Raw genomic sequence first — 18265 nt, 5'->3', positions numbered from 1 at the left:
GCCGACCGGGCACGGGACCGGTCCCGGCCCGCTCCCGCCCGCCGGAGCCCCGGCTCCCGGCCAGGGCGGTGCCCTGCCGCCCACCGGCGCCCCGTCCTACGGCGCGCCGCTTCCCCCGGCGGGCACCCCGGCCCCGACGCACGGAGGACAGGGGCACGGAGGCGCGGGACACGGAGGCCCGGCGCACGGCGCCCCGAACCACGCGGCCCCGGCGCACGGCGCCCCGAACCACGCGGCCCCGTCCCACTCCGCTCCCGCGCACGGCGCCCCGCTCCCTCCCGTAGGCGCTTCCGCCGACGACGGGGCCACCCAGTACCTGCCGCCCGTCGCCGCGCAGGCCGGCGGTGACGCGGCGACGCAGTACATACCCCCTATATCCGGCCAGACCGGCCAGGCCGGGCGGCCCGGGCAGGGCGGGGACGAAGCCGCGACGCGGTACATTCCGCCCGTCGCGCCGGGGGCGTTGCCGCCCGAGGCGTCCTCGGGGGAGGCCACCCAGTTCCTCGGCCGCGCCCCGCAGCGGCCGGGCGGTGGAGCGATGCCGCCCGCCGCCGACCCCGACGCGCAGGCCACCCAGTACATCCAGCCGGTCCCGGCGCAACCCGGCGCGCAGCCGGGGTTCGGCGACCGGCAGCCGCCGGCGGAGTTCGCGGGCCTGTTCCGCGACGAGCCGGCCGCCGCCCCCGCGGGGGCCACGCAGCAGCTGCCGCAGGTGGGCCCGGACCGGTCCGGCGCACCGCAGCCCGGGTACGTCCCGCCCGCCGGGGGCCGGCGCGGCGACCGGGAGGACGACGGCCGCGGCGGCGGGCGCCGCACCGGTTCGCGGGTGCCGCTGTTCGCGGCGGTCGGTGTCGTCATCGCCGTCGTCGGCATCGGCGCGGGCGCGCTGCTCGGCTCCACCGGCGGCTCCGACGACACCAAGGCCGACGCCCCGGCGAACGTGTCCGCGACGGCCCCGCCGACCGCGCAGTCCGCCTCCCCGTCCGCCGATCCGGCCAGGCAGCAGGCGGTGGCGCTGGACCAGCTGCTCGCCGACAGCGGCAACAGCCGGGCCGCGGTGATCGCGGCGGTCGCGGACATCAAGGGCTGCCGCAACCTCGGCCCGGCGGCGAAGAACCTGCGCGATGCGGCCCAGCAGCGCACCGCCCTGGTGACCCGGCTGGACGCGCTCGCGGTGGACCAGTTGCCCGACCACGACGCCCTGACCGGCGCGCTGAAGAGCGCCTGGCAGGCGTCCGCGTCGGCCGACGGCCACTACGCGGCGTGGGCGGACCAGGTCGCCGGCAACAAGAAGCTGTGCAAGAAGGGCAAGGCGTCCGGGACCGGGCAGACGCAGGCCGGCAACCGGGCGAGCGGCACGGCCAGCGCGCAGAAGCAGAAGGCCGCCCAGCTGTGGAACGCGATCGCGCAGCGGTACGGGCTCACCCAGCGGCAGGCCGGGCAGCTGTGACCCGTGCCCCGGGGCCTTCAGGCCCTGGGGCGCCGGGTTCAGTTCAGATCGGCGTTCTTCAGGGTGTCGGTGACGTCGACGAAGCCCTTGCGGGCGGCGACGAGCCGGCCGGAGCGGACGACCTGGAGGGTCACGTCGGTGTTGACCAGGCGCGGGAAGCCGACGGGGGCGAGCTTGCCCTCGAAGGCCCAGCGCAGGGTCGGGGTGAGCCCGCCCGTGCCGACGGACAGGCCGTCGTCGAGGGCGTGCCGGACGCTGTCGCGGGTCACCTCGCCGCCGCCGAGGGACTCCACGACCTTGCGGAAGACGGTGTAGGCGATCCACGTGGTCTGCACCCCGGCGTCCGCCGGGTCGATGCGGTTGTCGGTGAAGGCCTGCTGGCTGATCACCTGCTTCATGCCGTCCCAGCGCGGGTCGGTGGCCACCGGGTACCAGCCGGTGATGTACGCCCCCTCGTACGGCCCGGACTGGCCGCCGGAGGCGTCGACGGCGGTCTGGTCGACGCTGCCCATCACGGTGGCCGCGGCCACCTCGGGGTAGGAGTCGCGGGCGCGCCGGAAGGAGTCCATGAACGTGCCGGTGCGCTCGCCGAGGGCGGGCACCACGCACCCCTTCTTCCCGGAGCCGCGGGCGCTCTGCTCCAGGGCCCGGCGCGAGGGCGTCTCGTACTCGGTGGCGTCCTCGGCGGCCAGCAGGTCGGTGGCGTCCGGGTGGCCGCCCGCCTTCAGCCCGGCGTTCAGCAGCGAGGGCTGTTCGTCGCCGACGATGGAGTCGGGCCGGACGAGGGCGACGCGGCCGCAGCGGGCGGCGAGTTCCCGGCCGAGGCCCGCGAGCAGCACCGGCTGGCCGCCGTTGACCGGGTAGGACAGCGGGCTGGTGAACTCGGCGGTGGTGACGCCGTAGCCGCCGATGTAGGGGATGCCGGCGCTCTCCAGCGGCGGGAAGTAGGAGTCAGAGTACTGGCTGTAGGAGCCGACGACCGCGACGGCGTTCTCGTTGACCGCGCGCCGCGCGCACTTGGCGGCGCCCACGCTGTCGTTGCGGTCGTCGCAGGTCAGCACCTTCAGCTTGCGCCCGCCCAGGCCGCCGTGGTCGTTGATCCAGCGGGCGTAGGCCTGGGCGAAGGCGGGTATGCCGGGCTTGTTGGTCGCCGGGCTGTCGATCGGCGCCCACGTCATGACGGTGATGGGATCGCCCCCGGAGCCCCCCGTGGCACCGGGGATGATTCCGCAGCCGGCGACCAGCGACGCACATGCCACCGTGGCCGCCGCCGCGGTGGCGGCTCTGGTCAGGGGCCGGGTGGTGAGGGGGAGGACGGTGCTTCTCGTGCGTCGCCTGCCGGTCATGCGCACACACGATTCCGTCACATCACCAACCTGGGAGTGACCCAGGGTCAACGGGCGGTGACGTGCAGGTGAATTGCGGGGGGCCGGAGGGGCGGCCCGGAAAGGGAACGTACGATCGATGACCGTGCAAGGTTCGGAGAAGTCTTCCCGTCGTGGCCGTCGCTCCAGCACCATGGGCGGCATGCCACTGAACGACATGCCGTGGTGGCGCTGGCGCAGCAATGTGCGCTCCGCGCTGCACATGCTCTCCGACCCCGCCTTCCAGCGGGACGTCTGGCTGGCCGGCGCGGAGGGGTACGGCGACGTCACCGACGCCGTGTACCGCCTGGTCGAGGACACCTGGCTGGACCACTGGTCCGCCGAGAAGTACGTCGGCACGATCTTCCGTGACTCCCAGGAGGCGGCGCTCGTCGACACCGCGGTGCTGCGCGTGCTGCGGATCATGCACCAGGTCGGCCCGGACGCCCCGGTCGCCACGTACCTGGAGCACCCGGACTGGCCGGAGGCGGTACGGGCGGCGCGGGACGCGCACACACGCCTCGCGGCGAGCGACGGCGACGATCCCGACGCGCCCCCGCGGAGCCTGGAGGTCCTGCGGATCATGACGAGGTCCGCGTAGCGGACGGCGGTCCGTGCGCGGGGCGGGACATGAGATCCTGTGGTGATGAACGAGCAGTCCCCCCGAGACGCGGTCCCGGTCGACGACGTCGACCAGTACGTCCTCACCCTGTCCTGCCCGGACAAGCGGGGCATCGTGCACGCGGTGTCCAGCTACCTGTTCATGACCGGGTGCAACATCGAGGACAGCCAGCAGTTCGGCGACCACGACACGGGACTGTTCTTCATGCGCGTCCACTTCTCGGCCGAGGCGCCGGTGACCGTGGACAAGCTGCGCGCCAGCTTCGCGGCGGTCGGTGACTCCTTCCACATGGACTGGCAGATCCACCGGGCCGAGGACAAGATGCGCATCGTCCTGATGGTCAGCAAGTTCGGGCACTGCCTGAACGACCTGCTCTTCCGCACCCGGATCGGCGCGCTGCCGGTGGAGATCGCGGCGGTGGTCTCCAACCACACCGACTTCGCCGAGCTGGTGGCCTCCTACAACATCCCCTTCCACCACATCCCGGTGACGAAGGACACCAAGGCGGAGGCCGAGGCGCGGCTGCTGGAGATCGTGCGCGAGGAGAACGTCGAGCTGGTCGTCCTCGCCCGCTACATGCAGGTGCTCTCCGACGAGCTGTGCAAGCAGCTCGCCGGCCGGATCATCAACATCCACCACTCGTTCCTGCCGAGCTTCAAGGGCGCGAAGCCGTACCACCAGGCGCATGCGCGCGGTGTGAAGCTGATCGGCGCGACGGCGCACTACGTCACCGCCGACCTCGACGAGGGACCGATCATCGAGCAGGAGGTCGAGCGGGTGGGGCACGAGGTCAACCCGGACCAGCTGGTCGCGATCGGGCGGGACGTGGAGTGCCAGGCGCTGGCGCGGGCCGTGAAGTGGCACGCGGAGCGGCGCATCCTGCTCAACGGGCGGCGGACGGTCGTCTTCGCCTGACCGGGGCGTGCGCTCCACGGGCGACCGTGGATGGCTGCGGGCGGGTGGGCGACCGCGGGCGCCGCAGGCGGCCGTGGGTACCTGCGGGCGGCCGTGGGTCCCTGCGGGCGCGTGGGTGGCCGGTCGCGCAGTTCCCCGTGACCCTTTAAGGGTTGCAGTCCCCGCGGTGTTCGTCGCACTGCGGGGTGGGTCACAGGCGGCTCAGCGTGGCCACCGCGAACAGGACGTCTCTGATCGCCTCGCGGTCACCGGACTGCCCGGCCGCCGCCTCCGCCGGCGACACATGGCCCGCCGCCAGCTGACAGAACTCCACGTCGTCCAGAGCGACATGGGCCACCTCGTGGTCCGCGGAGCCGACCGCCGCCGGCGAGTCCAGCGGGATCAGCCACTCGCCGCCGCCCGAGCCCTCGATCTCCAGCCGCAGACTGCGGCCGGGCCGCCCGGCCCCCACCAGGTGGCGCGTCGCGCCGGGCGAGGTCAGCCCCGCCTGCCGGCGGGCCGCCAGCGCCCGCGGCAGCATCCGCGCCGCCAGGTCGATCATGCTGTTCAAGTAGCGGGGCGCGGGCGGGTCGTAGGGGTAGTCCACCGCCTCGGCGATGTCACCGGCGTGCACCCAGCACTCGAAGGCCCGGTCCAGCATCGCGTCCCGCAGCGCCAGTTCGCCCTCCCCGTACGGCACTCTCAGCAGGCCCGCGCTGCTGCCGGTGAACGACACCGTGCGCACCAGCTCATGGCTCTGCTCACGCCACGGCCCGCGCACCGAACGCGTCGGCGGGAAGTGCGAGGCGCGCCAGTACGCCTCCGTGCGCCCCGCCGGGGTCGGCGCCTTCGCGGGCACGTCCCCGAGCGGGTCGTCCAGCCCCAGCGCCACCGCGACCAGCCCGTCGACGGCCAGCAGATGCGCGATCACCCCGGCCACGGTCGTACGGCGGCTGGTGGCGGCGTCGGCCTCGAACCACCGCAGCCGCACGGGCGCGTGCCACTCGGCGTCGCCGAAGTCCTGCAGCAGCGCGTCCAGTCGCGCGGTCTCGGCGTCGTACGCGGTCGCCCACTCCGGCACCGGGATGCGCGGCGGGCGCCGGTCCAGGCAGCCCTGCAGCACCCGCGTGCGCAGACCGGGGTCGAGGTCGAGGCTCTCGGGGCGCTGCAGCAGGCCGACGGCCTCGCGCAGCCGCCGCGCCTCGACGGCGCACGCGCCGCACGCGCCCAGGTGCTCCTCGACGGCCGCGGTCTCCTCGGGCGAGCAGGCGGCCAGCGCCCACGCCCCGAGCAGCGACTTCAGCACCGGGTGCGGCAGATCGGGCGGCTGAGGGGCCGGCGGCGGATCGGGCAACGGCTGCCCGCTGTCCTCGACGGACACCCGGGGCAGCGGTATCCGGGGCGGCCGCGCGGGCTCGGCCGCCCCGGACACCCCGTCACCGGGCCGCCCGGTGCCGCCACCGCCACCGCCACCGCCGCTCCCGGACCCGGACCCGTCTACAGGCCCCGTCCCGGACGCGTTCCCGGAACCGTCCCCGGGACCCGTCCCGGACGCGTCCGCGGGACCCGCCCCGGACGCGTCCGCGGAACCGGACTCGGAACCGTCCCCGAACCCCGAACCCGACCGGGGCCCGGACTCGCCTCCCGACCCGGACCCGGAGCTGGACCTGGCTCCGGACTTGGCTCCCGGCCCGGACCCGGAGCTGGACCCGGGTCCGGACTCGCCTCCCGGCCCGGACCCGGCGCCGGGTCCCGATGCCCACGAGGACCCGGGTTCGGACCGCGACCCGGGCCCACCCCCGGAATCCCGTCCGTCGTGGGCCCCGTCGTCGGCGGCGGCCCCCTCGGAGCCGTACCCGTCGGGGTCTGCGGGCCGCGTGGTCTTCCCGTTCTCCCGGCCCCCGGCGCCACCCTGCATCGGAATGTCCCCCCAGACGTCCGCCTCACCTGCCCCCGGTCCGTCCCCAGGACCGGTGGACGCGCTCGCCGTGTCCGGCGCGTTTGTGCCGTGCCCCTCCTGGCCGTCGTACGCCGCGGAGCGGTTCGCGTCGGTCACGCCGCACCCCCGTACTCCGGTGGTGCGCCGGGCGTGCCGCTGTCGTGGGCCGTGGCCAGCAGTTGCAGGCCGAGGCGGAGCCGGCGGCGGGCCTCGTCCTCGGTGACGCCGAGGTCGGCCGCGGTCTGGCGGTAGTCGCGGCGCTGGAAGTAGGCCAGCTCCAGGGCGGCGCGCAGCGGGGCCGGCATGGACTGGACGATGTAGTCGGCGCGGGCGGCGACCGAGGCGTGCCGCACCTTGCGTTCCAGCTCCTCGGTGGAGCCGGGGCCGCCGAGGGCGAGGGCCGCGGTCTCGGTGGCCCGCAGCCGCTGCACGGCCATGCGGTGGGTGAGCGTGGCCACCCAGGTGCGCAGCGGGCCCTTCTTCGGGTCGTAGGTGTCCGGGTGCTCCCAGACGTGGGCGAACACCTCGCGGGTGACGCCGTCGGCGGCGCGCTCGTCGCCGAGCACGCGGTGCGCGAGCCCGTGCACGAGGGAGGCGAAGCGGTCGTAGAGCTCGCCGAGGGCGGCCGCCTCCCCGCGCGCCAGCCGCTGCTGCATCTTGCGGTCCCAGCGGGGCGGTGCGTCCTTCTTCGCCATGAGGCCCCCTCACCCTGCGCGTGCCCGTCTCCAGCGTGCGCCCACCGACTCCTCGAATGTAGTCGGCACGTCTGACAACGCACGCCCCTTTGTGCCAATGTGCGCCCCCCGCGCGGGCGTGCGTGCTAGGGCCCGTCTCCTCCCGGGCCCCGGGGTGGCCTACCCAGGAGACACCCCGCGGAACACCACCGGCCCTGATCGAACGGTATCGAAATGAGATTGAATCCGACTGAAACAAGCCGATTCTGAAAGGAACTCGTTTTCAGGGGGGCGTTTCAGGGAAACGCCGCTGGGCAGCCACGCTGCGAGGAAGCGTAGGAACTCCTTCCGTTTGGCGAGCGAGGGGCGTGGTGGTGACGTTCAACGTGACCGACTCGGAGCAGGGCCCGTGGGCCGTGCTCCAGGTGTCGGGTGAGCTGGACCTGGTGACGTCACCGGTGCTGCGGCAGCGCGTGCACGACGTCGTCGCCGAGGGCCGGCACAGCCTCGTCCTCGACCTGTCCCAGGTGCAGTTCTGCGACTCCAGCGGGGTCGGCGTACTGATCGCCGCCCGACGGCTGCTGCGCTCCTGCCAGGGCCGGCTGCGGCTGGTCCTGCCCGCTCAGGGGGCCGTGGACGGTTCGCACGTGAACCGGGTGCTCGGAGCGCTCGGGGTGCGCCGCCTCTTCGACGTGTACGCCGACCTCGAGGGTGCCCTCGGCGAGGAACCGCTCTCCGCCTGATCTGTGATCCGTTTCACGCGAACTGCCACAGTTTCGTCCCGGATCGCACGCGGTCCCGGTACAACCGCCGCCGCCTCACCGCTCCGCTCCCTCGCGCGTCGTACGCTCGCATGCCGGATGCACCCACTCGACGGAAGGCGGCCGAAGGACATGGTCAGCAGCGAGTACGAGCGTGAGATCGCCGCCCGGTTCGCCACCTTCGACCAGGACGGCAACGGCTGGATCGACCGCGCGGACTTCTGCGTCGCGGCGAAGGCGCTGCTCGCGGAGTTCGGCACGGCGGCCCGCTCCGACAAGGGCCAGGCGCTGTACGCCGGCGCCGAGGCGTTCTGGCAGGGCATGGCCGGCATGGCCGACCGCGACGGCGACCAGCGCATCACCCGCGAGGAGTTCGTCACCTGCGCGGTCAAGCGACTGCGCGACAACCCCGAGCGGTTCGCCGAGATCGCCCGTCCGTTCCTGCACGCGGCGCTCGCCGTGGCGGACACCGACGGCGACGGCCTCGCCACCGCCGCCGACACCGCGCGCGTGCTGCGCGCCCTCGGCGTCGCACCGGAGCGTGCGGAGGCCGCGGCCGCCGCCCTCGACACGGACGGCGACGGCAGGGTCGGCGAGGCGGAGAGCGTGGCGGCCTTCGCCCGCTACTTCACCGTTCCCGCATAAGTGATGAGCCGTGAGCGCTTGAGCCGTGAGCCGTGAGTCGTGAGTCGTGAGCCGTTGAACCGTGAGCCGTAAGTCCCAGCCATGGCCAAAGATGTCGCGGATCGTGGCATCACGGTGTCACGGAGCGTCGATACCGGGTTGTGTCCTCGGCCGGGGCCGTCACGGCCCGGAGTCGAGGGACGGCTCGGGTACCTTGTGTGGGATGCGAGTGGTTCCCGGTACGAGCCATGCCGGTGGTGCCTGTTCGACTCCCCCTGGCGAGCGTCGCACAGTATGCCGCACGGGTACTCCTTCGCGCTGGAATATGCCCGAAGCGCTTGTTGACGTGACGGTACGTCAACCAAGCTGGTCTGTAAGGGTTTCACGTTCCGTGACCCAGGCTCCGGCCATTGTCCTGGCCATGCAGAAAATGGCTACGATCGTGGCCCTCGTCGTCGTGGTGCTCGCGTGGCGCGCGGCCATGTGTCCGCCGGTTCGGATGGTGTGAGCGGTGCAGGTGCTTCAAGTGCAGCTGGAGATCCGACCCGACCCCGCGGAGGTGGGGCGGGCCAGGAGGTGGGCCCGCTCGCGGCTCGCCGGTTCGGGGATAGCGGCCGACGAACCCCTCGCCGAGACGCTGATCCTGCTCGTGTCCGAACTGGTCACCAACGCCGTGGTGCACACCGGCCGTCCGGCCGTGCTGCGACTGTCCCTGCCGGGGGCCGCCGCCGAAGACGCCACCGTGCGGCTGGAGGTGGCCGACTCCAGCGACCGCGCGCCCGTGCCGCGCTGTCTGGACGGCGACGCCACCGGGGGCCGCGGTCTCGCCCTCGTCGACGGCCTCGCCGACCGGTGGGGCTGGAGCCGGGAGGGCGGCGGCAAGCGCATCTGGTGCGAACTGGACCGCTGCGACGACGCCCACGCGTCCGCCTGCTCGGGCCTGGCGTCGCCGTACGAGGGGCTGGCCTTCGAGGCGGTCTGACCGGCGAGCGGCCACCGGCCGTGCCGTGAGCCGCGCGCCACGGTGCGACCCCGGTCCGCTGTGTGATCCCTGTGGAGTTGGTGTGCGCCTGGGGTGTGCTTCCGTGCGCGCCCGTACCAAAACGGAGGTAAGTAATATTTCGCCTCCTCGGTGTTGACGTCGGGTGTCCGTTTGATCACGCTTGTGGTCAGCGATCCGCCGCGAGGGGACGGCGAGGGCGTCGATGACGACAAGCCCTTGGCGAGTGCGGGTCGTTCGGTTCGGCGGTGGTTCCCCCGAGGGGGCTCAGGGCGAGGGAGCCGGGGCGGGTACGCCGGAGTCGGCCGGTGGTGCGTGGTGCCGTGCTCGGGGCGGACAGCCACGCGCCGCCGGCCGTTTGCGTGCGGACGGCCGCGTGCGATCGGCCGCTTACGTGCGGACAGCCGCCCGCGATCGGCCGCTTAGGTGCAGACAGCTGTGCACCATCGGCCGCTTAAGTGCGGACGGCTGTGCGTGATCGGTCCTTTGCGTGCGGCCGGCTGCTTGCGCGCGGCCGTTTGTCGGCTCCGTTGTCCACAGGCTGTGGACAACTTCTCACCCCGCGAGCGACTTGGCCGTCGTCGTGCGGAAGGTGCGCCGGTAGGCGGTCGGGGTGACACCGACCGCGGCCTGGAGGTGCTGCCGCATCGACTGCGCCGTGCCGAAGCCGGCGTCCCGGGCGATCTGGTCGATGGACAGATCCGTGGACTCCAGCAGGTGCCGGGCCCGCTCCACGCGCTGCTGGGTGAGCCACTGGCCGGGGCTGACACCGGTCTCCTCGCGGAACCGGCGGGTGAAGGTGCGCACCGACATGGACTCCTGCGCGGCCATGTCCCGCAGCTGGATCGGCTCGTGCAGCCGCCCGAGCGCCCAGGCCCGCGCGGCGGTCGTGGTGGCCTGCTGCGGATCGGGCACCGGCCGCGCGATGTACTGCGCCTGCCCGCCGTCCCGGTGCGGCGGTACGACGGTGTAGCGGGCCACCTCGTTGGCGACGGCCGTGCCGTGGTCGCGGCGCAGCATGTGCAGGCACAGGTCGATCCCGGCGGCCACCCCGGCGGAGGTGAGGACGTCGCCGTCGTCGATGAACAGCACGTCCGGGTCCAGCGCGACCCGGGGGAACATGCGCTGGAAGCGCTCGGCGTCGGCCCAGTGCGTGGTGGCCGGGCGCCCGTCCAGCCGGCCGGCGGCGGCCAGGACGTAGACGCCGGTGCAGATCGAGGCGAGCCGGGTGCCGGGCCGGATCAGGGCGAACGCGGCCTTCAACTCGTCGGTGAGCACGCCCTGCTCCCACACCGGGCCGAGTTCGTACGACGCCGGGACGATCACCGTGTCGGCCTGCGCGAGCGCCTCGGGGCCGTGCTCGACGTACAGGCTGAAGTCGGCGTCGGTCTGCACCGGGCCCGGCGGGCGCACCGAGCAGGTCACCACCTCGTACAGGGGGCGGCCCGCGGTGTCGCGGGGGCGGCCGAAGATGCGGTGCGGGATGCCGAGTTCGAAGGGGAGCAGACCGTCCAGGGCGAGGACGACGACGCGGTGCGGGCGCGGGCCGCCGGAGGGGGCGGCCGGCTCCCGGGTGGTGGCCGGTGCGGCTGAGTCCATGGCCCGATCCTAGCGAATGCTGTCCTTCGGGCCACTCGTTCGAGGAGCAACTTTCCGGGAGGCTCAGCCTGTGACGCAGACGACCGAAGCCCTCACCGCCCGCCAGGAACCCGCCGGGCGGCGACGCATCCACCGCGCGTGGTTCGTCGCCGCGGTCACGTTCGTGACGATCGTCGGCGCGGCCGCCTTCCGTTCCCTGCCGGGGCTGCTGATCGATCCGCTGCACCAGGAGTTCGGCTGGTCGCGCGGCACGATCGGCGCCGCGGTCTCCCTCAACCTCGCGCTGTACGGGCTCACCGCCCCCTTCGCCGCCGCGCTGATGGACCGCTTCGGCATCCGCCGGGTGGTCGCCGTCGCGCTGACGATCATCGCGCTCGGCTCCGGCCTGACCGTGTGGATGACCGCAGCCTGGCAGCTGTGGCTGTGCTGGGGCCTGCTGGTCGGCCTCGGCTCCGGCTCGATGGCGCTCGCCTTCGCGGCGACCGTCACCAACCGCTGGTTCACCGAGCGGCGCGGCCTGGTCAGCGGCATCCTCACGGCCGGCTCCGCCTCCGGCCAGCTGATCTTCCTGCCGCTGCTGTCCTGGATGCTGGAGCGCAACGGCGACTGGCGCCCGTCCGCCGTGACGGTCTCGCTCGCCGCCCTCGCCGTCGTCCCGTTCGTCTGGTTGCTGCTCCGCGACCACCCGGCCGACGTGGGCCTCAAGCCGTACGGCGCGGGGGAGTTCGTGCCCAAGCCGCCGCCCGTGACCGGCGCGGCGCGGCGCGCGCTGACGGTGCTGTTCAAGGCGGTGCGCACCGGGCCGTTCTGGCTGCTCGCGGGCACCTTCGCGATCTGCGGGGCCTCCACGAACGGGCTGATCCAGACGCACTTCGTGCCCGCGGCGCACGACCACGGCATGCCGGTGACCGCCGCCGCGTCCCTGCTCGCCGTGATCGGTGTCTTCGACGTCGTCGGCACGATCGCCTCCGGCTGGTTCACCGACCGCTTCGAGCCGCGCCGCCTGCTCGCCGTCTACTACGCGCTGCGCGGTGTGTCGCTGCTGTTCCTGCCCATGCTGCTGGCGCCGAGCGTGCACCCGCCGATGCTCTTCTTCATCGTCTTCTACGGCCTCGACTGGGTCGCCACCGTCCCGCCCACCCTGGCGCTGTGCCGGGAGCAGTACGGCGAGGACAGCGCGATCGTCTTCGGCTGGGTGCTGGCCTCGCACCAGGTCGGCGCGGCCGCGGTGGCCTGGCTCGGCGGTCTCGCGCGGGACGTCTTCGGGACGTACGACATGGTCTGGTACGCCTCGGGGGCGCTGTGCGCGGCGGCGGCGCTGATGGCCCTGGTGATCCGGCGGCAGCCGCGGGCGGTGACCCTGGCCGCGGCGTGAACGGCCGGGGGCGGCGGCACCGCCCCCGCCGGCCCGCCGCCGGGGCGGACGGTCAGTGCGGCAGCCGGGAGATGCCCGCGCCGCCCTTCCGGGTCACGGCCTTGGCGATCCGCACCGCGTCGAGCGCCAGTTCGCGGAGCATCCCGCTGATCGGGTTGGTGAAGCCGGTGAAGTACAGGCCCGGGGCGCCCTGCGGGCTGCGGGCACCGTGGACGACGGGGCGGCCGCGCGCGTCGAGGACGCCGAGGTGACCGACCAGGCCCTCCAGGGCGCGGACGTATCCGGTGGCGGCGACGACGGCGTCCGGTTCGACGCGGCTGCCGTCGGCGAGGACGACCTTGCCGCCCTCGAAGCCCTCGACGGCGGCCACCACCTCCACCCGGCCCGCGCGCACGGCGTCGATCAGGCCCACGTCCTGCACCGGGATCGCGCCCTCGGTGACCCTGCTGTACAGGCCGGTGTCCGGGCGGGGCAGGCCGTGCGCCGACAGGTCGGGCACGCTGAGCCGGGCCAGCGGCCGGGCGAGCGCGTCCACCAGCGGCACCGGCAGCCGCCGTACCAGGACACCCGTGTACTGGGCGGCCCAGCCCGCGGTCGAGCGGCGCACGATGTGCGGTGCCGTGCGCACCGCGAGCCGCACCCGGGCGGCGCCGCCCTCCACCAGGTCGACGGCGATCTCGGCACCGGTGTTGCCGACGCCGACGACCAGGACGTCCCGGCCGGCGAACGGCCCGGCGTCGCGGTAGTCGCAGGCGTGCAGGAACTCCCCGGTGTAGTCCTCGCGTCCGGGCCAGTCGGGGACGTACGGGGTGTGGTTGAAGCCGGTGGCGACGACCACCGCGGCGCCGGTCAGCTCCCGGCCGCCGGTGGCGTGCAGCAGCCAGCCCGTGCCGTCGGGCGTGCGGTCGATGCGGGAGACCTCGACGCCGGTGACGATCTCCAGGGCGTGGTGCTCGGCGTACTTCTCCAGGTAGCGCACCACGTCGTCGCGGGCCGGCCAGCGGCCGAACCGGCGGGGCATCGGCAGCCCCGGCAGCGCGGACAGCCGGCGGGTGGTGTGCAGGTGCAGCCGGTCGTAGTGGCGGCGCCAGGACGCGCCCACCCGGTCGGACCTCTCCAGCACGACGGCCCGGACGCCGCGGGCGCGCAACGCGTACGCGGTGGCCAGACCGCCGGGGCCGCCGCCGACGACGTACACGGGACGGTCCGCCGGGTTCGGCGGCGCCGGGTGCGCGGGGCTCGGGGACGTGGGGGAGTCGGCCATGAGCGCGAGCGTAATCACGCCCGCGCTTGATGGGTCTCGGTCAAGACCGGAATTGGTTGCGGATTGATCACGAGTGTGAAGGTCCTGACGCCGGGCGGGGGTTCGGAGGTCGCGTTTCATGGTCGGGGCGGGTGGCCGGGGCGGTGGCCGGAGGAGGGACGGGGACGTTCACGGCAGGGGCGGTGGCTGGAGGGCGGGGCGGGGACGCGTACACGGGGGGCGGGTGGCCGAAGGGCGGGGCGGGGACGCGTGGCCGAAGCGGGACGGGGGCGCGTACAAGGGGAGCGGATGGTCGGAGAGTGGGACGGGGACGCGTACAAAGGGGGTGGGTGGGCGGGCGGCGGCCGGTGGGCCGGCAGCCCGGCGGGCGAGACGTACGCCACCCGGCGGAGCCGGAAATTGGCCACCGGGCCCGGCCCTCCCTGTTGTTCAATGACCGGATGACGCCCGACAGCCCCCCTCTCCCGCCTGCCCTCAACACCCGTGGCCTGCGTCTGCGGCGCTGGGATCCCACTTCGGACGCCGACGTCGAGACGTTTCTGCGCGGCTGCTCCGACCCGGAGTTCCAGCGCTGGAACACCCCGTTGCGCCCCATCGCCACCCTGGCGGACGCCCGCGCCACCCTGCGCACCAAGGCCGAGGCCGCCGAGGCCGGGACCGGGGTCGCGTTCTGCGTGGAGGACGTCGACAGCGGTACGCCGCTGGGGCACATCGGCGTCAACCGGATCGACCGCGCCATGAGCCGGGCCATGGTCGGCTACTGGGTGCTGCCCGAGGCGCGCGGCCAGGGCGTCGCCACCCGCGCCCTGACCGTCGCCACCCGCTGGGCGTTCGGCGACCTCGGCCTGTACCGCCTGGAGCTCGACCACGCCGACGGCCACGAGGTGTCGTGCAAGGTCGCCGAGCGGTGCGGCTACCGCTACGAGGGCACCCTGCGCGGCGCGATGTGGGAGGCGGGCCGCCGGGACGCGTTCCGCGACTGCCATCTGCACGCCCGCCTGGCGACGGACCCGGAGCCGGCCGGGGCCTCCTCGTGAGCGACTGGTGGATCACCGGCGACCTGGAGGCGTTCCTCGGCCGCGCCGGCGCCTTCCTGCACTCCCGGCCCGCCGCGCACACCGTCCCGCTGACCGTGACCGACGCGCTGCGTCACCGCGGCCCGCACGCCTTCGGCCCCGCCGACCCCGTCTTCGGCGCCCTGGAGCGCGCGGGCCGGGTGGAGGCGGTCTTCGTGCGCACACCGCCGTGGGCGCTGAACCTCACCCCTCTCTCCGAGCCGGACGCCGACGCGCTCGCCGCGCACCTGGCCGAGCTGGGCCACGACCTGGCGGGGGTCTTCGCCGCCGAGGACACGGCCGCCGCGTTCGCCGGCGCCTGGCAGCGGCACACCGGCGCGGCGGTACGGGTGGAGCGCAGCCAACGGCTCTACCGGCTCGGCGAGTTGACCGCCCCGCACCCGGTGCCGCCGGGCCGCCCCCGGGTGGCGGGCGCCCAGGACCGGGAGCTGATCGCCCGCTGGTTCTGCGCGTTCGCCGAGGCCGTGGGGGACCGGGCGCCGGCGGACGCCGGGGCGGGCTGGGCCGACGCGCGGATCGCCTACGGCGGCGTCACCCTCTGGGAGGCCCCGGACGGCACCCCGCTCGCCATGGCCGGCGTGACCCGCCGGAGTGCCGGCCAGGTCCGGGTGGCGCCGGTCTACACCCCGGCCGAGCTGCGTGGCCGCGGCTACGGGGGCGCCGCCACCGCCGAGGTCAGCCGGGCCGCGCGCGCCGCCGGCGCCGACGAGGTGCTGCTCTTCACCGACCTGGCCAACCCCACCAGCAACGCCCTCTACCAGCGCCTCGGCTACCGCCCGGTCGGCGACTTCACGGTCTGGGCCTTCACGCCCCCGGCAACCGACTGAACCCACTCGCCGGGTGGCCCCGTCCGCCGGGTGGCCCCTCCAGGCCGGGCGGCCCTGCCCGCCGGTTGACCCGTCCGTCGGCTGGCTCCGTCCGCCGGGCGCCCCCGCCCGCCGGGTGACCCCACCCACTGGCGACCCGCCAGGGCCGGCTGATCTCGCCAGGGTCGGGTGGCCTGCTGCCGGGTGATCCCGCCCGCTGGGTGGCCCCGCCAACCGGCTGACCCCGCCCGTCGGCTGACCCCACCCGCCGGGCGCCCCCGTGGCCGTCACGGCCACAGCAGTCCGGTGGACCAGCTCCCGTCGGTCGTGCGGCGGTACACCAGGCGTACGTGGCGGCGGGTCTGCTCGCCCTGGAAGAACTCGACCTCCTCCGGGCGCAGGCGGTACAGCGTCCACGTCGGAGCCTCGGCGTCCGGCTCGTCGCGGGCGCGGTCCCAGGCGGCCTCGGAGGCGCGCCGCAGTTCCTCGACGGAGTCCAGCGGCGCGCTCTGCCGGCCGGTGAGCGCGGCCGCGAGCGCCCCGGTGGAGCGGGCGTGCAGGTCGGCCCGCGCCGCGTCCGGCGGGGCCACGGCGACCGGCCCGCGCACCCGGACCTGCCGGCCCAGCACCGGCCAGTAGAAGCAGAGCGCGGCGTATGGCCGGCCGGCGAGCTGGCGGCCCTTGCGGCTGACGGAGTGGGAGGCGAAGGCCCAGCCGTCGGCGTCGGCGCCGTGCAGCATCACGATCCGCGCGTCGGGGCGGCCCTCCTCGTCCGCGGTGGCCAGCGTCATGGTGTGCGGCTCCGGCTGCCCGGCCGCCACCACCTCCGCGAACCACTCCTCGAACAGCGTGACCGGGTCGGCGGGCGCGGCCGCCGGGTCCAGGGCCGGCAGCCGGGTCACCTCGGGGGCCCACACCCGAAGGGACCTCAGCAGCTCGTGCAGTGCGGTTGGCATGGGCCGAGTATCGCCGCAGCGGCCGCATCGCCGGGCAGTGACCCCGAGTGGCGCGGGCGCCCTGTTTCCCGCGGCGGCGACCCCCACCGCAGCCCCGTATCCCGCGGCGGCGACCGCCACCGCAGCCCCGTATCCCGCGGCGGCGACCCCCACCGCACCGCCGGAGCCGTGCCGTGGCGGTCGCCGCGCTGGACGGGTCAGTGCGAGGAGACCTGGAAGCAGGCCACGTCGTACTGCGAGACGGACTTGGGATTGACGGAATTCTGCGGCTGGGTGCCGGCGTACTTGGAGTCGGCGGTGCCGCCGGAGAAGGCGGAGCCGGGTGCGGTACCGGCGTGGCCCGGCGTGCTGGGCTGGTCCTCGCAGGACTGGCTCGGCTGGCCGGGGGTGCCGGTGGAGTCCGCGAAGGCGGGGGCGGCGGCGAAGCCCGCGGCACCGGTCAACAGGGCGACCGAGGCCGTGGCGAGGGCGGCCCGCTTCAGGAGGTTCATGATCGCCTCTCCTTTCGCGAGGCATACGCGGGGGAGTCTCCGCGGGGCGGCGGGGGTCTCCCCCGTGCGGGGGTGTCTCCCTCGTGTTGTACGGACGCCGGGCGCCCCGCGTTCAGAGCGTGGCCAGGCGCTCCACCAGCAGGAACGCGCCGATGCCGAGCATGGCCGCGCCCGAGGTCCGGGTGACCGCGCGGGCCGCGGCGGGCCGGGCGCCCAGGACCGCGCGGGCCAGCAGGCCGACCCCGCAGTAGACGGCGGCGCAGCACGCCATGTGCAGCACGCCGAGCACGGCGGTCTGCGCCGGCACCGGCAGGCGGGCGCCGCGGACGGCGAGGAACTGCGGCAGCACGGAGAGGTAGAGCAGCAGCCCCTTGGGGTTGAGCCCACTGATCGCGGCCCCCCGCCCGAACACCCGCGCCCCGCTCGGCGCACCACCCCGTGCCCCGCTCGGCGCACCACCCCGTGCCCCGCTCGGCGCACCACTCCGCGCCCCGCCCGGCGCGCCACCCCGCGCCCCGTCCCCGTCGACGGCCGGCACCCCGTCCCCCGGCACCCCCGGTCGCCGTAGCACGGTCCAGCCCAGCCAGACCAGGTACCCCGCGCCCGCCACCGTCAGGGCGGTCAGCAGCGCGGGGGAGCCCGCGACCAGCACCGCGAGCCCCGCCGACGCCAGCGCCGTGTGCAGCGCGTACCCGGCGACCAGACCGGAGACCGCCAGCGTCACCGAGCGGCCGCCGAGCCCCGCGGCGATCGCGTACGCCCAGTCGGCGCCCGGCACGCAGACCAGCAGAAAGTCCAGAGCGAGGAAGGAGAGGAGGGTCGCGGAGTCCATACCGGGGACATTAGGCGCGATCCGGCCGAAAGTGTTTCCGAAGTTTGCCGCCTCTCTCGCACGTCGGGGCAAGATTTCCCCCATGGACGACGTGGACCGGAAAATCCTTGCCGAGCTGCAGCAGGACGGGCGGCTGACCGTGACCGAGCTGGCCGCGCGGGTGCGGCTCAGCGTCTCGCCGTGCCACCGGCGGCTGCGCGAACTGGAGCGGTCGGGCGCGATCAGCGGCTACCGCGCGGTGGTGGACCCGGCGGCGGTGGGCCTGAGCTTCGAGGCGCTGGTCTTCGTGTCGATGCGGCAGGAGGACCGGGAGACGGTCGCCGGCTTCGAGCGGGCGCTGGGCGAGGTGCCCGAGGTGGTGGAGGCGCAGCGCCTGTTCGGCGAGCCCGACTACCTGTTGCGGGTGGTCGCCGCCGATCTCGCCGCCTACCAGCGTGTCTACGACGACCGGCTGGCCACCCTGCCGGGCGTACAGCGCCTGACGTCGACGCTGGTGATGAAACACGTGGTGCGCGACCGCCCGCTGCCCGCGTGAGGG

The 18265-nt window shown here is 74.6% G+C and carries 18 protein-coding genes; 10 read left to right on the top strand and 8 right to left on the bottom strand.

Annotated elements, in window-relative coordinates:
• Window positions 1–463: 463 nt before the first annotated feature.
• A complete protein-coding gene (locus ACF1AL_RS29115) occupies window positions 464–1450 on the top strand; it encodes a hypothetical protein (protein WP_391828081.1) in 987 nt (328 codons plus the stop codon).
• A 38-nt stretch (window positions 1451–1488) separates the two neighbouring features.
• Here ACF1AL_RS29115 and ACF1AL_RS29110 read toward each other — a convergent pair whose 3' ends face one another.
• Entirely contained in the window at window positions 1489–2796 is a 1308-nt protein-coding gene (locus tag ACF1AL_RS29110; protein WP_366835521.1) for an ABC transporter substrate-binding protein, read from the bottom strand.
• Window positions 2797–2914: 118 nt separating this feature from the next.
• Between ACF1AL_RS29110 and ACF1AL_RS29105 the strand changes: the two genes are divergently transcribed.
• On the top strand, window positions 2915–3415 hold the full coding sequence (locus tag ACF1AL_RS29105; RefSeq protein ID WP_391702712.1) for a hypothetical protein: 501 nt from the start codon (window positions 2915–2917) through the stop codon (window positions 3413–3415).
• A gap of 45 nt (window positions 3416–3460) precedes the next feature.
• Window positions 3461–4351: a formyltetrahydrofolate deformylase gene (gene purU / locus ACF1AL_RS29100; protein WP_366835523.1), complete on the top strand. Its 891-nt coding sequence runs from the start codon at window positions 3461–3463 to the stop codon at window positions 4349–4351.
• 190 nt (window positions 4352–4541) lie between these two features.
• On the opposite strand, the gene ACF1AL_RS29095 is transcribed toward purU, so the two are convergent.
• Entirely contained in the window at window positions 4542–5762 is a 1221-nt protein-coding gene (locus tag ACF1AL_RS29095; RefSeq protein WP_391780723.1) for a zf-HC2 domain-containing protein, read from the bottom strand.
• A 620-nt stretch (window positions 5763–6382) separates the two neighbouring features.
• Window positions 6383–6964, bottom strand: a complete 582-nt coding sequence (locus ACF1AL_RS29090; protein WP_366835525.1) for a sigma-70 family RNA polymerase sigma factor — start codon at window positions 6962–6964, stop codon at window positions 6383–6385.
• 347 nt (window positions 6965–7311) lie between these two features.
• Here ACF1AL_RS29090 and ACF1AL_RS29085 point away from each other — a divergent pair, with 347 nt between their 5' ends.
• The 3 genes from ACF1AL_RS29085 (at window position 7312) to ACF1AL_RS29075 (ending at window position 9310) form a co-directional block, all read left to right on the top strand.
• Entirely contained in the window at window positions 7312–7686 is a 375-nt protein-coding gene (locus ACF1AL_RS29085; RefSeq protein ID WP_391828079.1) for an STAS domain-containing protein, read from the top strand.
• Window positions 7687–7836: 150 nt separating this feature from the next.
• Window positions 7837–8349: an EF-hand domain-containing protein gene (locus tag ACF1AL_RS29080; protein ID WP_384213881.1), complete on the top strand. Its 513-nt coding sequence runs from the start codon at window positions 7837–7839 to the stop codon at window positions 8347–8349.
• A gap of 505 nt (window positions 8350–8854) precedes the next feature.
• Window positions 8855–9310 (top strand): ATP-binding protein, encoded by a 456-nt coding sequence (locus tag ACF1AL_RS29075; RefSeq protein ID WP_366835766.1) that lies wholly within the window; start codon window positions 8855–8857, stop codon window positions 9308–9310.
• Window positions 9311–9883: 573 nt separating this feature from the next.
• On the opposite strand, the gene ACF1AL_RS29070 is transcribed toward ACF1AL_RS29075, so the two are convergent.
• A complete protein-coding gene (locus tag ACF1AL_RS29070) occupies window positions 9884–10927 on the bottom strand; it encodes a GlxA family transcriptional regulator (RefSeq protein WP_391702723.1) in 1044 nt (347 codons plus the stop codon).
• A gap of 70 nt (window positions 10928–10997) precedes the next feature.
• Here ACF1AL_RS29070 and ACF1AL_RS29065 point away from each other — a divergent pair, with 70 nt between their 5' ends.
• Window positions 10998–12302, top strand: coding sequence for an MFS transporter (locus ACF1AL_RS29065; protein WP_386912716.1), 1305 nt, complete (start codon window positions 10998–11000; stop codon window positions 12300–12302).
• 52 nt (window positions 12303–12354) lie between these two features.
• On the opposite strand, the gene ACF1AL_RS29060 is transcribed toward ACF1AL_RS29065, so the two are convergent.
• Complete coding sequence (locus ACF1AL_RS29060; protein ID WP_366835529.1) at window positions 12355–13566, bottom strand: NAD(P)/FAD-dependent oxidoreductase; 1212 nt, start codon at window positions 13564–13566, stop codon at window positions 12355–12357.
• Between the two features lie 440 nt (window positions 13567–14006).
• Between ACF1AL_RS29060 and ACF1AL_RS29055 the strand changes: the two genes are divergently transcribed.
• The gene (locus ACF1AL_RS29055) at window positions 14007–14603 is read left to right on the top strand and encodes a GNAT family N-acetyltransferase (RefSeq protein ID WP_391780721.1); all 597 of its coding nucleotides are present in this window, start codon (window positions 14007–14009) and stop codon (window positions 14601–14603) included.
• Window positions 14600–15469: a GNAT family N-acetyltransferase gene (locus ACF1AL_RS29050; protein WP_391828077.1), complete on the top strand. Its 870-nt coding sequence runs from the start codon at window positions 14600–14602 to the stop codon at window positions 15467–15469. Before ACF1AL_RS29055 ends, ACF1AL_RS29050 begins: the two co-directional genes overlap by 4 nt.
• Window positions 15470–15735: 266 nt before the next feature.
• Here the strand turns inward: ACF1AL_RS29050 and ACF1AL_RS29045 are convergent, their stop codons facing one another.
• The 3 genes from ACF1AL_RS29045 to ACF1AL_RS29035 all read right to left on the bottom strand — a co-directional run bounded on the left by ACF1AL_RS29045 (window position 15736) and on the right by ACF1AL_RS29035 (window position 17727).
• Window positions 15736–16404: a pyridoxal 5'-phosphate synthase gene (locus tag ACF1AL_RS29045; RefSeq protein ID WP_391821202.1), complete on the bottom strand. Its 669-nt coding sequence runs from the start codon at window positions 16402–16404 to the stop codon at window positions 15736–15738.
• Window positions 16405–16601: 197 nt separating this feature from the next.
• Window positions 16602–16895 (bottom strand): hypothetical protein, encoded by a 294-nt coding sequence (locus ACF1AL_RS29040; RefSeq protein WP_366835533.1) that lies wholly within the window; start codon window positions 16893–16895, stop codon window positions 16602–16604.
• Window positions 16896–17007: 112 nt separating this feature from the next.
• Window positions 17008–17727 (bottom strand): LysE family translocator, encoded by a 720-nt coding sequence (locus tag ACF1AL_RS29035; RefSeq protein WP_391821201.1) that lies wholly within the window; start codon window positions 17725–17727, stop codon window positions 17008–17010.
• Between the two features lie 82 nt (window positions 17728–17809).
• On the opposite strand from ACF1AL_RS29035, the gene ACF1AL_RS29030 reads away from it, so the two are divergent.
• The gene (locus tag ACF1AL_RS29030) at window positions 17810–18262 is read left to right on the top strand and encodes an Lrp/AsnC family transcriptional regulator (RefSeq protein ID WP_366835535.1); all 453 of its coding nucleotides are present in this window, start codon (window positions 17810–17812) and stop codon (window positions 18260–18262) included.
• Window positions 18263–18265 lie beyond the last annotated feature (3 nt).

This window comes from Streptomyces sp. NPDC014801 (assembly GCF_043082085.1).
In the GTDB taxonomy this organism is placed as follows: Bacteria; Actinomycetota; Actinomycetes; order Streptomycetales; family Streptomycetaceae; genus Streptomyces.
The sequence above is the reverse complement of the archived record's forward strand: the minus strand, read 5'-3'. Positions and strand labels throughout refer to the sequence as shown.

What these genes read in the sequence shown, in the direction of transcription:
- ACF1AL_RS29110 (WP_366835521.1), bottom strand. Translation starts at nt 2,796, where the DNA reads ATGACCGGCAGGCGACGCACGAGAAGCACCGTCCTCCCCCTCACCACC.
- ACF1AL_RS29105 (WP_391702712.1), top strand. Translation starts at nt 2,915, where the DNA reads ATGACCGTGCAAGGTTCGGAGAAGTCTTCCCGTCGTGGCCGTCGCTCC.
- purU (WP_366835523.1), top strand. Translation starts at nt 3,461, where the DNA reads ATGAACGAGCAGTCCCCCCGAGACGCGGTCCCGGTCGACGACGTCGAC.
- ACF1AL_RS29090 (WP_366835525.1), bottom strand. Translation starts at nt 6,964, where the DNA reads ATGGCGAAGAAGGACGCACCGCCCCGCTGGGACCGCAAGATGCAGCAG.
- ACF1AL_RS29080 (WP_384213881.1), top strand. Translation starts at nt 7,837, where the DNA reads ATGGTCAGCAGCGAGTACGAGCGTGAGATCGCCGCCCGGTTCGCCACC.
- ACF1AL_RS29070 (WP_391702723.1), bottom strand. Translation starts at nt 10,927, where the DNA reads ATGGACTCAGCCGCACCGGCCACCACCCGGGAGCCGGCCGCCCCCTCC.
- ACF1AL_RS29060 (WP_366835529.1), bottom strand. Translation starts at nt 13,566, where the DNA reads ATGGCCGACTCCCCCACGTCCCCGAGCCCCGCGCACCCGGCGCCGCCG.
- ACF1AL_RS29055 (WP_391780721.1), top strand. Translation starts at nt 14,007, where the DNA reads ATGACGCCCGACAGCCCCCCTCTCCCGCCTGCCCTCAACACCCGTGGC.
- ACF1AL_RS29045 (WP_391821202.1), bottom strand. Translation starts at nt 16,404, where the DNA reads ATGCCAACCGCACTGCACGAGCTGCTGAGGTCCCTTCGGGTGTGGGCC.
- ACF1AL_RS29040 (WP_366835533.1), bottom strand. Translation starts at nt 16,895, where the DNA reads ATGAACCTCCTGAAGCGGGCCGCCCTCGCCACGGCCTCGGTCGCCCTG.
- ACF1AL_RS29035 (WP_391821201.1), bottom strand. Translation starts at nt 17,727, where the DNA reads ATGGACTCCGCGACCCTCCTCTCCTTCCTCGCTCTGGACTTTCTGCTG.
- ACF1AL_RS29030 (WP_366835535.1), top strand. Translation starts at nt 17,810, where the DNA reads ATGGACGACGTGGACCGGAAAATCCTTGCCGAGCTGCAGCAGGACGGG.